This is a genomic window from Kitasatospora griseola (assembly GCF_014648555.1).
Lineage (GTDB): Bacteria > Actinomycetota > Actinomycetes > Streptomycetales > Streptomycetaceae > Kitasatospora > Kitasatospora griseola.
Genome location: NZ_BMRI01000071.1, coordinates 9,634 through 10,098, shown reverse-complemented (window position 1 = coordinate 10,098; position 465 = coordinate 9,634). Strand labels below are relative to the sequence as shown.

Annotated in this window: 1 protein-coding gene; it reads left to right on the top strand. The window is 65.6% G+C overall.

What is annotated here, in order from left to right; all coding sequences use genetic code 11:
• A partial coding sequence (locus IEZ12_RS36660; RefSeq protein WP_189278664.1) for a M4 family metallopeptidase occupies positions 1-465 on the top strand: 465 nt, incomplete at both ends.

Genomic DNA, 465 nt, shown 5'->3' with positions numbered 1-465 from the left:
GTCTCCGGCCACGAGATGAGCCACGGCGTCACCGCCGCCACCGCCAACCTGAACTACTCCGGCGAGTCCGGCGGCCTCAACGAGGCCACCAGCGACATCATGGGCACCATGGTGGAGTTCTACGCCAACGACTCGGTCAACCCCGGGAACTACTACATCGGCGAGAAGCTCAACATGGGCAACGGCTACCTGCGCCGGATGGACGACCCGACGTTGGACGGCAGTTCGCTCGGTTGCTACAACAGCAACGCGGGCTCGGTGGACGTGCACTACTCGTCCGGCATCGGAAACCACTTCTTCTACCTGACCGCCGAGGGCACCGGCGCCAAGACCATCGGCGGCCTGCCGCACAACGGCACCACGTGCAACGGCGACAGCTTCGGCGGCATCGGCAAGGACAAGGCCGCGGCCGTCTGGTACCGCGCCCTCACCACCTACATGACCTCCACCACCGACTACAACGGC